The 12,460-nt window shown below is 69.0% G+C and carries 11 protein-coding genes and 1 tRNA gene; 6 read left to right on the top strand and 6 right to left on the bottom strand.

Annotated elements, in window-relative coordinates:
- Positions 1 to 60: 60 nt before the first annotated feature.
- Positions 61 to 834 (top strand): enoyl-CoA hydratase-related protein, encoded by a 774-nt coding sequence (locus AAF430_02875; GenBank protein ID MEM7409163.1) that lies wholly within the window; start codon positions 61 to 63, stop codon positions 832 to 834.
- On the opposite strand, the gene AAF430_02880 is transcribed toward AAF430_02875, so the two are convergent.
- The 5 genes from AAF430_02880 to leuC form a co-directional block, all read right to left on the bottom strand.
- A complete protein-coding gene (locus AAF430_02880; protein MEM7409164.1) occupies positions 831 to 2,894 on the bottom strand; it encodes a methyl-accepting chemotaxis protein in 2,064 nt (687 codons plus the stop codon). The genes AAF430_02875 and AAF430_02880 overlap by 4 nt on opposite strands.
- Entirely contained in the window at positions 2,891 to 3,448 is a 558-nt protein-coding gene (locus AAF430_02885; protein MEM7409165.1) for a YfiR family protein, read from the bottom strand. Before AAF430_02885 ends, AAF430_02880 begins: the two co-directional genes overlap by 4 nt.
- Positions 3,449 to 3,451: 3 nt before the next feature.
- Entirely contained in the window at positions 3,452 to 5,422 is a 1,971-nt protein-coding gene (locus AAF430_02890; GenBank protein ID MEM7409166.1) for a TonB-dependent receptor, read from the bottom strand.
- A gap of 175 nt (positions 5,423 to 5,597) precedes the next feature.
- Entirely contained in the window at positions 5,598 to 6,194 is a 597-nt protein-coding gene (locus AAF430_02895) for a 3-isopropylmalate dehydratase small subunit (GenBank protein ID MEM7409167.1), read from the bottom strand.
- Entirely contained in the window at positions 6,195 to 7,598 is a 1,404-nt protein-coding gene (gene leuC, locus AAF430_02900; protein ID MEM7409168.1) for a 3-isopropylmalate dehydratase large subunit, read from the bottom strand.
- A 121-nt stretch (positions 7,599 to 7,719) separates the two neighbouring features.
- On the opposite strand from leuC, the gene AAF430_02905 reads away from it, so the two are divergent.
- From AAF430_02905 to AAF430_02925, 5 genes are all read left to right on the top strand, one after another.
- Positions 7,720 to 8,385: a dienelactone hydrolase family protein gene (locus AAF430_02905; protein ID MEM7409169.1), complete on the top strand. Its 666-nt coding sequence runs from the start codon at positions 7,720 to 7,722 to the stop codon at positions 8,383 to 8,385.
- 73 nt (positions 8,386 to 8,458) lie between these two features.
- Positions 8,459 to 8,534, top strand: a tRNA-Pro gene (locus AAF430_02910).
- A 277-nt stretch (positions 8,535 to 8,811) separates the two neighbouring features.
- Complete coding sequence (locus tag AAF430_02915; protein MEM7409170.1) at positions 8,812 to 9,915, top strand: glycosyltransferase family 9 protein; 1,104 nt, start codon at positions 8,812 to 8,814, stop codon at positions 9,913 to 9,915.
- Between the two features lie 66 nt (positions 9,916 to 9,981).
- Positions 9,982 to 10,335, top strand: coding sequence for a c-type cytochrome (locus tag AAF430_02920; GenBank protein ID MEM7409171.1), 354 nt, complete (start codon positions 9,982 to 9,984; stop codon positions 10,333 to 10,335).
- On the top strand, positions 10,332 to 11,744 hold the full coding sequence (locus AAF430_02925) for a D-arabinono-1,4-lactone oxidase (protein MEM7409172.1): 1,413 nt from the start codon (positions 10,332 to 10,334) through the stop codon (positions 11,742 to 11,744). Before AAF430_02920 ends, AAF430_02925 begins: the two co-directional genes overlap by 4 nt.
- Before the next feature lie 18 nt (positions 11,745 to 11,762).
- Here AAF430_02925 and AAF430_02930 read toward each other — a convergent pair whose 3' ends face one another.
- Positions 11,763 to 12,407, bottom strand: coding sequence for a response regulator transcription factor (locus AAF430_02930; protein ID MEM7409173.1), 645 nt, complete (start codon positions 12,405 to 12,407; stop codon positions 11,763 to 11,765).
- Positions 12,408 to 12,460: the final 53 nt, after the last annotated feature.

Raw genomic sequence — 12,460 nt, forward strand, 5'->3', positions numbered from 1 at the left:
CGAGGCTCCCCGCGCGGGGTCGGTCGCCGCCGGCCAGGCGAACCGGTACCGTCCGCCGCCATGTCGATCGTACGCCGCGAGACCCGAGGAGCCACGGCGCTCCTCGTCATGAACCGTCCGAAGGCGCTGAACGCCCTCGACGCCGCCACCCTCGAGGCCCTGGGTCAGGAGATCGCGGCGGTGGCCTCCGACCCCGACCTGCGTGCGCTCGTCGTCACCGGAGAGGGTCGCGCCTTCGTCGCCGGTGCGGACATCAGTGAGATGCAGGGACTCGATGCCCGCGAGGCCGGGATCTTCTCGCGGCTCGGCCACCAGACCTTCGAGGCCCTCGAGGCGCTCTCGATCCCGACCATCGCGGCGGTCAACGGCTTTGCGCTGGGAGGTGGCTGCGAGCTCGCCTGCGCCTGTGACTGGATCTACGCCTCGGAGAAGGCTCGCTTTGGCCAGCCGGAGGTCAATCTCGGGATCCTGCCGGGCTTCGGTGGCACGAGTCGTCTCGTGCGGCGCGTCGGTGTCGGCTGGGCGAAGGAACTCGTGATGACCGGAGAGCCCATCGATGCGGAGACCGCGGCGCGCATCGGATTGGCGAACCGGATCTTCCCTCCCGAGAAGCTGGTCGACGAGGCGGTCGCGATGGGCGAGACGATCGCGGCGAAGGGGGGGCTCGCCATCGCGTCAGCGAAGCGCGTGATGCAGCAGGGCCAGGATGCCGACGTGCGTGTCGCGCACGCCCTCGAGCAAGAAGCGTTCGCGGCGGCGTTCGCGACCGAGGATCGCAAGGAGGGGATGACCGCCTTCGTCGAGAAGCGCGACCCCGCCTTCAAGAACCGCTAGCGGTCTTCCCGGTCGGTCTTGAAGCGACCGATCTCGCTCTCGAGGCGAGCGGCGCGTTCGAGCAACCCGGCGACGCCCTGGTTGATCTCTTCCGCGCCGGCCTTGCTCTCCTCGGTGACGTCCGTGAACACCTGCAGCGCGGTCTGAATCGTCTCACTGCTCTTCGCCTGGGCGCTGGTGGCCTCGGCGATCTGCTGCACCCGATTGCTGAAGTCGGATACGGCGCGCGTGATCAAGCTGCTGCCGCGGCGCTGCTCTTCGGTGGAGTCGCGTACGGCCATGCCGAGCTGGCGGATGTTGTCGACGGAGTCGGCGATCTCGCTGGTCGCGATCTGCTGGTCGTGCGTGGACTGGTCGATCGCGCGGCCGATCGTGCGTACCTCGACGAGCGACTGCTCGACGCGATCGAGCTCCAGCGCCTGACGCTCGGTGGCCTCCACGATGCGTCGCACGTGGTCGGTGGAAGCTCGGGTCTTGTCGAGGATGCGACTCAGCACTTCGCCTGCGACGTTCGAGCGCTGGACGCCCCGCTCGACGACGGTGCCGCCTTCCCCCACGGCCTGCACCGCTGTCTCGGTATCGGACTGGACCGCGCGGATCAGCTCGGTGATCTCGCGGGCCGAGTGGTGGGTGCGGTCGGCCAGGCCCTTCACCTGCTCGGCGACCACCGAGAAGGCGCGCCCGTGCTCGCCGGACTGGGCGGCGATGATGGCGGCATTCAGGGAGAGCAGGCTCGTCTGGTCGGCGACGTCCTTGATCACCTGGACGATCTCTTCGATCGACTGGGACTTGTCGGCGAGGCGCGACACGCGCCGCTCGAGGGCGCTGAAGCTCGACTGGATCTCGCCCATGGCGCCGATCGTCTCGCGCACCGCGTCCATGCCTTCGCCGGCTTCGCGACTCGACTCCTCGGAGAGGTCGAAGGTCTCGGCGGCGTTCTCCTTGACGTGCACGACGGAGGTGCTGAGCTCGGAGAGCCGTTCCGCCGTGTCGGCCGACGCCACCTGGAGGGACTGCACGCCCCCGGCCACCTGCGAGATGCTGGTCGTGACCTGGGTCGCCGCGCCGGACGCGGTGTCGATGGCGCCGGCGAGCTGGTCCATGTGGTTGGCGATCTCTCCGATCGCCGCGTCGAGCTGCAGCACCGAGGACGAGGTCTCGCGCGCGACGTCGGCGAGGCGCTCGGCGTTCACGTTCACGTCGCGAATCGAGTCACTCACCTGCTCGACCGACTCGGCCGAGTCCGCGACCGCGACCGACTGGCGACTGGCCTGATTCGCCAATGAGGCGCTCCGCTCTTCCAGCACGCGGGACACTTCACTCACGCCACCGATGCTCTGGCGCACCTGCGCAACGAGTTCCCGGAGGCCGACGGTCATCGCGTTGAACGAGCCCACCAGGTCGCCGATCTCGTCGTCGGCGCTGCGCGACAGCGGACGCGTCAGGTCGCCCTGTGCGACGGCCGCGGTGTTGTCTCGCAGGGAGGCCAGCGGTTGGGCGATCTGTCGCCGCAGGCGTCCCGCGATCAGGAAGGAGAGGACCAGCGCGACGACACTCACGCCGGCACCCATCCAGAGGTACATCCAGATCCGGTCGGAGAGCGACTTCGTGTCGATCCAGAGCATGATCGTGCCGACCTGGACACCCTGGAAGGTGATGCTCTCGACCATCTCGAGGCCGCGGTCGCCGAACTCGTGGCCCTCGGGGCGCGGTGTCGGTGCCTTCCCCGGCTCGACCCCGGTGGAGTTCGAACGGTAGGCGGCGAAGGGGCGGCCCTGGATGTCGAAGACGTGGGCTTCCAGCACGTCGGGCACGGTGTTGAGCGCAGCCAGGTTTTCCTGGACCGCGCCGGCGTCATCGAAGGAGAGAGCGACCGCGCTGTTGGTGCCGACCACGCGCGCCAGCATCGTCCCGCGAGACACGAGGTCCTCGCGCAGGGTGCGCGACTCGTAGAGGATCAACGCGGCGAAGACCCCAAGCAGGGAGACCGTCGTCGTGAGGGCGATCGCCCAGACGAGCTGGCGGTCGATCGAGCGATCGTGGCGCCGTTCTCCGATCACCGGCCTTCCTCGACGACGCGCGCGAGAGCCAGGAGCCGCGAGCTGATCTTCAATCCCTCGCGCTCGGCGGCGCCCGGGTTGATCTCGAAGCGGAGCTTTCGACCATCGGGAAAGAAGTTGATCATGCCGCCCTGGGAGGCGAAGCCGGGCATCTCACTCACCGTGAGGACCCGTCCGCCGCGTGTCGCGGCGAGCAGGCTCTCGGGAGTGACGACGCCGTCGCGCGCCAGGAAGACGATGCGGCAGTCCGCAGACCCGTCGATGCTCGTCAGGTGACGCACCTCGACGGGGGTTCCGCCGAGGCTCGCGCCCTCGAGTGCGCGCGTCAGCACCGCGGTGCCCTCGGTGTCCCCGAGTAGACCGATGACGAGCTTGCCGCCCGCGGGCGTGTCCCCCGGCCAGGTGACGAGCTTCGCGAAGTTCAACAAGAAGGCCGCTTTGACCTTGTACTCGTCGTACTCCGCCCGGCTTTCCGGCGCAAAGCTGCACAGCCCGAGCATCGCCGCGAAAGCGAGCGTGAGCCGTCGATGAAGAGGTGTTGAGAGCTTGGTCATCGACTAGTACAGCCAGCGAACCGATCCGTAGAAGCTGCGGGGTACGTCACTCGCGCGAGTGAAGACCGAGTCGGCGAATTCCTGTTGGGGCTCGATCACGTTGAGGCCCACCAGCGAGACTTCGAGGTTCTCGCGGACCCGCCAGCCCAGCCGCATGTCGAGGCGGGCGTGGGCGTCGATCTGGTTGCTGTTGGTGCGGTTGGTCGCCTGGCGATCCACCCAGAAGAGGGTGGTGTCGAACTCGAAGTCCCACGGCAGGTTGATGCGCGTCCCGATGTGGAAGGCGTGTCGGGGCGTCTCGGTCTCGGCGGCGTCGCGGGCGTTTGCGTCCGCCCCTCGCGACTTGAAGCTGAGGTCCGTGCGCGTGAAGTGGTAGCCGCCGGACAGGTTCAGGAAGTCGGTCACCGCCCACTGCGCCGCGATCTCGCTGCCGTAGCCGACGCCCCGCAACCGGTTGAAGAAGGTCTGGTTCTGGAGCGTGATCGGTCCGAACGGGAAGCTGGAGACCGTCTCGACCGAGCGCAGGTCGTCGTAGTCGTTGATGAAGAATGCGAAGTCGAGGGTCACCGGGTCGAGGGGTCGGGTGCGGTAGCCCATCTCGTAGGCGATGACTTCTTCAGCGTCGAAGCGAGACGAACCGACGATCTGCTGGAAGGTGTTCGGTGCCGTCGTCGAGGGCTGGAAGATCGCGACGTCCTCGTCCGACCGGGCCGGCGTTCGCACCGCCCGGGAGACCGACGCCCACAGGGTGTGGCGATCGTTCGGCGTCACCAGCACGCGGGCGCTGGGCTGCACCTCGAAGCCGCTGTAGTCGTTCTGCTCGAACTTCGAGCCGATCGTCAGCGAGAGCAGATCCTCGATGACCTGGATCTCGTCCTGCAGGAAGAAGCTGCCGACGTTGTCGGTCTGGGCGCGCCCCCGGAAGCCGAGGCCCAGGCGACCGGAGATGCGGTCGGTCGAGGCACGGAAACCGGCGCCCCAGACCAGCCGATTCCCCTCGAAGGGCTGGAAGGAGTGCTGGAAGTCGACGTCGAAGGTGTCGCGGTGCTCCTCGATGATCGGAGTATCGCGGACGTTGCGGTCGTAGTAGAGCTGGAGCGACATGTCCGAGGTGTCGGAGAACTGGTGGGACGCCCGTGCAAGCACGTTTCCGCCCGTGTACTCGTCTTCACCTTCGATGCCCACCGGTGCGATCGTGTGCTCGGCGTCGGCGTCGTAGAAGTCGCCCTGGACCGTGACCAGGGAATCCTCGGTGGCCTGCCAATCCAGGCGGCCGCCGGCGCGCACGCTCTGCCAATCGTCGTGCGCATCCCCGCCGAGCCGACTCTCGTAGTCGGCCCGGTCGGCGAACTTCCCGTAGACGCGATAGTGAACGTTGTCACCGATCGCTCCGCCGAAGCGCGAGGCGCCGTTGAAGCGCTCGTGGGTACCGACGCGCGACACGGTGGCGAGGCCCTGGGTCTCGGTGGAAGTCTTCGTGATGATGTTGATCACGCCGTTGACCGCGTTGGCGCCCCACAGGGTGCCGCCCGGTCCGCGCACCACTTCGATGCGATCGATGTCCTCGAGCATGAGGTCGTGCTCGGCCCAGACGATTCCGGAGAACAGGGGGGTGTAGATCGAGCGACCATCGACCATCACGAGCAGCTTGTTCGAGTACTCGTCGTTGAAGCCGCGGGCAGACACGGCCCAGCGGTTCGCATCGATCTGGGCGACGTTGAGGCCCGGCACGCGTCGCAGGAGGTCGGGGATCGAGGTCGCCCCCGAGCGCCGAATCTCCTCGTGCGTGATTACCGTGACGGCGGCAGGCGTGTCCGCCGCGCGCCGCGCACTCTTGGTTGCGGTGGTGACCTCGAGTTCCATCAGGTCCTCGAGATCCATGGCCACCAGGTCTTCCTCGACGGCTCCCGCCGAGGTCGCCCAGAAGACGATCGCCAGGCCCACCAGGACCTGGACTCCCCTTGTTTGCACCATGACGTGCCCCCCGTCCGCCGCGCGCAGAGAGTTGGGTTGCGCACGGCCCCGGAAGCCGAATCGGCGAACCCACCGGCGGGCTTGATGATTGGGGGCTTTTGGCAACGCGCGCAGGGCGGCCCGGATCGGCCTCTTGCGAGTCGCCCGCGGGGGCCCTGGCGTAGCGGGGGCCTGCCTAGGCGAAGTTTCGCAGGTAGGGCAGGGAGCGGGCGGTGTTCTCGATCGCCTCGCCGGCGTCCAGGAGCACGGAGGTGGCGTTCCAGCTGCCTTCGAGGAGCTGTTCGCGGGTGCCGTCGGGAATCTGGGCGTCGAAGCGCCCGGCCGCGCAGGTGACCTGGCGGGCGTCCACGTCCACCTCCACCTGCTGGTCGGGTTGGGCATCGATGCTGTCCATGACCGTCGCGAGATCGGGCACCGAGAGCACCAGACAGGGCAGGCCCAGGGCGGTGCAGTTGCCCGCGAAGATCTCGGCGAAGGAGCCGCCCACGAAGGCGTCGAAGCCGCGGCGCATCAGAGACTGGGGCGCGTGCTCGCGCGATGAGCCGCAGCCGAAGTTCCGCCCCACCACCAGGATCCGCGCGCCCATGAAGCGGTCGTCGTCGAGGGGGTGGTCGCCCTTCGCCTGTTCCCGGTCGTCCTCGAAGGCGTGTTCGCCCAGGCCGTCGAAGGTGACGCAGCGCAGGAAACGCGCGGGGATGATGCGGTCGGTATCGATGTCGTCACCGCGCAGCACGCAGGCGCGCCCCGCGACGTGTTGGATTCGTGCGGCCACCTAGAGCACCTCCCGCACGTCGGTGACCCCGCCGCGCAGCGCGGCAGCCGCGACCATCGCCGGCGACATCAAGAGGGTGCGGCCGGTCGGCGAACCCTGGCGGCCCTTGAAGTTGCGATTGCTGGAGGAGGCGCAGAGTTCGCGACCCACCAGCTTGTCGGGGTTCATCGCGAGGCACATCGAGCAGCCCGGCTCGCGCCACTCGAAGCCCGCGCTGCGGAAGACCTCGGGGAGTCCTTCCTCCTCTGCCTGGCGCGCGACCGCTTCCGATCCCGGCACCACGAGCGCCTTCACGCCGGGCGCGACCTTACCGGTGCGCGCGACGCGGGCGGCTTCTCGCAGGTCGCTGATGCGTCCGTTGGTGCACGACCCGATGAAGCACACGTCGACGGCGGTCCCGGCGAGGGGCTCTCCCGGAGTCAGACCCATGTAGCCGTAGGCTTCCTCGGCGGACCCACGCTCGTCGTCCGGCAGCTCGGCCAGGCGGGGCAGGGCTTCGTCGACGGCCACGCTCTGACCGGGGGTGATGCCCCAGGTGACCGAAGGCGCGATTGCGTTGCCGTCGAGACTCACGCGATCGTCGTAGTGCGCGTCCGCGTCCGACGCCATGCCGCGCCACCAGGAAGCAGCGGGTTCGAAGGCGTCGCCCTGTGGCGAGAAGGGGCGACCGCGCAGATACTCGACGGTGGCATCGTCCGGGTTGACGTAGCCGCAGCGCGCGCCGCCCTCGATCGACATGTTGCAGACCGTGAGACGCTCCTCGATCGAGAAGCTGTCGAGCACCGGTCCGGCGTACTCGTAGGCGAAGCCGACGCCGCCCTTCACGCCGAGGCGTCGGATGATCGCCAGGATCACGTCCTTGGCGTAGACACCGCCCGAGAGCTTGCCCGTCACTTCGATGCGTCGGGTCTTCGGTCGGGCCATTGCGAGGCACTGGGTCGCGAGCACGTCGCGCACCTGGGAGGTTCCGATCCCGAAGGCCACGGCCCCGAAGGCGCCGTGGGTCGAGGTATGGCTGTCGCCGCAGGCGATCGTCGAGCCCGGCTGGGTCAGTCCGAGCTCGGGCCCGATCACGTGCACCACGCCCTGACGTCCGCTGCCCGGCCCGAAGAACTCGATCCCGGCCCCTCGGGTGTTCTCTTCGAGGGCGACCATCATCTCCTCGGCCAGGGCGTCGGCGAGTGGCCGCGCCTGACTATGCGTAGGGATGATGTGATCGACGGTCGCGAAGGTGCGCTCGGGGAAGCGCACCGCAACACCCATCTCGCGAAGCATCGCGAAGGCCTGGGGGCTCGTGACTTCGTGGATCAGGTGGAGGCCGATGAAGAGCTGGGTCTGGCCTGTCGGGAGCTCGCGGACGGTGTGGGCGTCCCAAACTTTGTCGAGGAGGCTTTTGCCGGGCATGGGGAGGAGGGAATAGCACACGCCCTGGGCCCACCGGCACACGCGTCGGGTGGCTGGCGCCGTCCGTCGAGGGTCTCCGGGGGAGGGCGGGCCGGGGCTCCTCTCCCTATGCTGCCGCGCCATGGAACTGCTCTACACCGCGCACGTGCCCGGGGGCGATGGCCCCTTCCCGACGATCCTCGCCCTGCATGGCTGGGGAGCCAGCGGCCACGACCTGATCGGGCTCGCGCCCATCCTTCATGCAGGACGCGCAATCGTGCTGTGTCCCCAGGGTCCGGTGGCCTTCCAGCCCGCCCCTAACATGATTGGGTACGGCTGGTTTCCGCTCACCCAGGGTGGGCCGCCGGATCCCACCGCGATCAACATGGCCCAGGGCCTGATCGAGATCTTCCTGGAGGACGCCTGCCAGCGGTATCCCGTCGATCCCCAGAAGATCGTCCTGCTCGGATTCAGCCAGGGCGGGCTGATGGCCTACCGGCTGGCGCTCGCCGATCCGAAGCGCTTCGCGGGACTCCTCGCCCTCTCCACCTGGCTCCCCGAGGAAGAGACCTCCGAGTCCGAGAAGACCGAGGGACTGGACCGCTTGCCGACGCTGATCATGCACGGCAAGGAAGACCCGATGATCCCGATCGACCGGGCCCATGCGGCCCGCGACGCGCTGCTCTCGCTCGAGGTGCCGCTCACCTTCCGCGAGTACGAGATGGGCCACGAGATCAACCAGGACGCCCTGCGCGACATGGTGATGTGGCTCGAGGAAAAGGTGTTCGCAGGGCCGCCGGGCGCCTGACGACGCTCCTGGCTCGGCCTTTCCGAAGCGTTACGCTGACGCCTCTGGACCGACGGTCCGGCGTCGGCCGGGTCGGGGTGTAGCTCAGTGGCCAGAGCCTGACCTTTGGGTGGTCAGCGTCGTGGGTTCGAATCCCACCACCCCGACCAATCTGGTGGGCTCCGCATCCGCTCCGCGGATGCTGCGCGCCGAGCGGGCGGTGGCGGACGCACGGGGAAACCCGCGGTGGCGCGGGCAGGGGTGCGGCTTGCTCGGTTCCGTCCTGTGCCCCGGGCGGGCGTTGCCAGCTCGCTTGCTTGGGTGTCGGCGGGGGAGCGGCTTGCCCGGTTCGGTGCGGTGCCTGGAGCGGATGCTGCCAGCTCGCGGGCTCGGCGTGCGCCGCCGAGGGCGGCGGGGGCGTGTGCGCTACAACCCCGCTGAGCCGCCATGTCGCAACCCCGCTCGATCCTGCTGGTCCGTCTGACGGCGCTCGGCGACGTGATCCACGTGCTGCCGAGTCTCGCGGCGCTGCGCGCGGCGCTGCCCGACGCGAAGCTCGGATGGCTGGTCGAGGACCGGGCCGCGCCCTTGCTCGAGGGGCACCCGCAGCTGGATCGTCTGCACGTTTTGCCCCGACACGAATGGGTGTCGGACCTGAAGGCGCTCCGGGTCGGTCGCGCGGTGGGCGGTTGGCGGCGTTTGTTCGCCGAGATTCGCGCCGAGGGTTACGAGGTAGCCCTCGACTTCCAGGCGAACTTTCGCTCCGGCGTCTGCACGTTCGCGTCGCGCGCGCCGCGGCGGATCGGTCAACCGGAACCCTTCGCGAAAGAGCAGAGCGGATGGTTCTACCACGAAACGCCGACCGTTCTGCCTGCGGCGGCGCACAAGATCACCCGCAACCTGCAGCTGCTCGAGCCTCTCGGACTCCTCCCCGCAGAGGCGCCGGCCCCTTCCTTGCCGGCGCGGCCGCAGACAGTGCCCGAGCTTCCGGAGACGAAGGATCGACCTTGGGTCGTCATCCATCCGGGCGTGTCTCCGGCTGGAGCGGTGAAGGCCTGGCGCGCCGAGCGCTTCGCCGAGCTCGGTCGTCGCTTGACGGCGGACGGAGCCCAGGTGTTCTTCAGCTGGGGAGGAGCGGGCGAACGCGCACTCGCGCAAGCCCTGGTGGGTGAAGCGCCGGGCACGCGGCTCGGGCCCGTGACGGATCTCCCCCAGCTGGCGTCGTTTCTGGAGCGCGCCGATCTCTTCATCGGGGTCGACTCGGGCCCGCTGCATCTGGCCGCTGCGTTGGGCACCCCCGTGGTCGGACTCTACGGTCCGAAGCACACGGGCACCTACGGCCCGTTCTGGTCCGAAGGCCAGGCGGTACCGGCCGACTACCCGTGCAGCCCGTGTCTGTATCGCCGCTGCCCGCGACCCGAGGCGACGAACGTGCGCCTGCCCGACGGAACGGACCTGCGCATCTCGCCGTGTATGGACACGATCGAGGCCGCCGCCGTGCATGCCGAGGCCCGACGCGTGCTGGCCCGAGAGGCGCGCGTGCTCGAATGAGCCGAAGCGCGCCCGCCGGTGCGGTTCCGGCGTGTCCTTCGTTCCGCGGCCGGATATCGTAGGCGCATGGCCCACACGCGACGCTGGACCTCCTGGGGGCTCTGTGCTCTCGTCGCTGGCGTCTTCGGGGTCGCCGACGCGGAAGCCGAACCCCTCTCGCCGCGTGCCCAGGCGCTGTTCGGACAGACCTGCGCGGTCTGTCACGTGAAGCCGGGCCTCGGCGTGCCGGTCTTGGGAGTCGAGGCCGACTGGATCGAGCGACGGGGCCGTGGCATCGATGCCCTGGTCGCCAGCACGGTCCGCGGCGTCGGTCAGATGCCGCCGCTGGGGACGTGCGGCGCGTGTACGGAAAGCGACCTGCGTGCCCTCGTCGGGTTTCTCGCCGGCCTCGACCCGGCAGAGACCGAGGGGGCGCCGTGACCGGTCTGTCGCGACGCGAGCTCGGCGCGGCGACGGCCTGGGCCGGCCTCGCGGGTCTGCTCACCGCCTGTCGCCCGACGACGACGGGCGCGTCGAAGCCCTACGCGGAGGCGTTCACGCCCGGGCAGGTGCTTCCCTGGACGAACTGGGGCGGCAACCAGAGCTGTCTGCCCGCACAACGCATCGCTCCCGATAGCGAGTCCGCGTTGGTGGCGGCCCTCGCCGAGAGCGCGGGCGTGGTGCGACCGGTGGGCGCCGGCCATTCCTTCAGCGCCCTCGTCCCGAGCGAAGGCGCGCTGCTCTCCCTGGATCTCTTGAGCGGCGTCGCCAGCGTGGACGCCGCCACCGGGGAGGCCTGGGTCTGGGCGGGGACGCGGCTCCACCAGCTCGGGCCGGCGCTCCATGCACGGGGACAGGCGATGCCGAACCTCCCCGACATCGACTACCAGGCCCTGGGCGGCGCGATCGCGACCTCGACCCACGGGACCGGGAAGACACTGGGCTCGCTCTCCGCCTACATCACCGGACTGCGCCTGGTCACCGCGGACGGATCGCTCGTGGAGTGCGACGCCAACCAGAACGCCGAGCTCTTCCATGCGGCCCGCTGTTCGCTGGGCGCGCTTGGGGTCGTGAGTCAGGTGCGGCTGCGCAACCGCGCGCCGCTCGAGCTCGCTCAGGTCACGCGCACCGAGCTGCGCGACGAGGTGCTCGATGACGTCGAGGCGCGGATCGGCGACAACCGGCACTTCGAGCTGCTGGCGCTGCCCCATACCGATGCCGTCATCACCGTGACCACCAACGAGCGCGCTGACGCGACGGGTTGGGACGAAGAGGACCCGAACGCGGTCTACGAAGTGCGCGAGGCGTTTCGCACCTTCGGCAGCCTGCCCTGGGTGGGCGGCTGGGCCTACCGCCAGATGATCGCGTCGGGGCTCGACGCCATCGCGAGCGTTCGCACCGGACCCTCCCACCAGGTGCTCTGCCACGACCGCCTGGTGCGGTTCCGCGAGATGGAATACACGGTGCCGGCCGAAGTGGGCCCGGAATGCTTGCGCGAGGTCCTCGCGACGATCGAGTCGAAGGACATCCCCGTGGTCTTCCCGATCGAGATGCGCTGGATCGCCGCCGACGACGTCTGGATCAGCCCCTTCTACGAGCGCCCCGGTTGCGCGATCTCGGTCCACCAGTTCGCGGATGAGGACCACGAGGCCTACTTCGCCGAGATCGAACCGATCTTCTGGAAGTACGAGGGCCGCCCCCACTGGGGAAAGCTCCACGGGCTCGATGCCGCGAGGCTCGCTCCCCGCGTTCCCCGGCTGCGCGACTTCGCTGAACTCCAACGGGAGATCGATCCCGAAGGTCGCTTCCTCAACGACCACCTGGCCCACGTGTTGGGCCGGACGGTCTGATCCGACCGGTCGACGACCTCAGGCTTCGACGAGCCCTTCGCGCACCGCCAGCCGGACGAGTCCCGCCGTCTTGTGGATCTGGAGCTTGCGCATGAGGCGCGTGCGATGGGTATCCACCGTGCGGCGCGACAGGCCGAGGCGCGTGGCGATCTCGCGGTTCGAGTCGCCCTCACCGATCAGCTGCAGGATCGTGCGCTCGCGGCGGGTGAGTGTCTTCACCGCCTTCGTCGAGTTCGTCTCGCCCATGTGGAGCGACGCGATCAGCCCGCGCTCGAGCGCAGGCGAGACGTAGCGGCGCCCCGTGCGGGTGGCGTCGATCGCTTCCCAGAGCTCGCGGGTACTGCTGCCCGGACCGAGCAAGCCGAGCGCGCGCGAGGTGACCGCGCGGTCGAAGGCCGTGCGGCTCTCGTCGCGAACGACCACGATGCAGCGCACGCCCGTCGAGATCGACTCGAGCTTCTCGATGAAGTTCGCGGCGGTCTCGTCGATGATGTCCGTTCCCACGATCGCGATGTCGACGCGTTCGCGTCCGGCGATCGCGAGGGCGCGCGCCGCGTCGGGCGCTTCGACGACGCGGCGAACGCGTCGGCTCTGGGCCAGGGAACAACTCAGACCCTTACGCAGGATCTCGTTCGGTTCTGCGAGAAGGACGTTGGCATCCATGTCGCTGTCTTCCTCCCTCCAAGGTTTCAGACAGCTGTTCGGAAAAGAGCGCA

The sequence above is a fragment of the Myxococcota bacterium genome (assembly GCA_039030075.1).
Classification (GTDB): domain Bacteria; phylum Myxococcota_A; class UBA9160; order UBA9160; family SMWR01; genus JAHEJV01.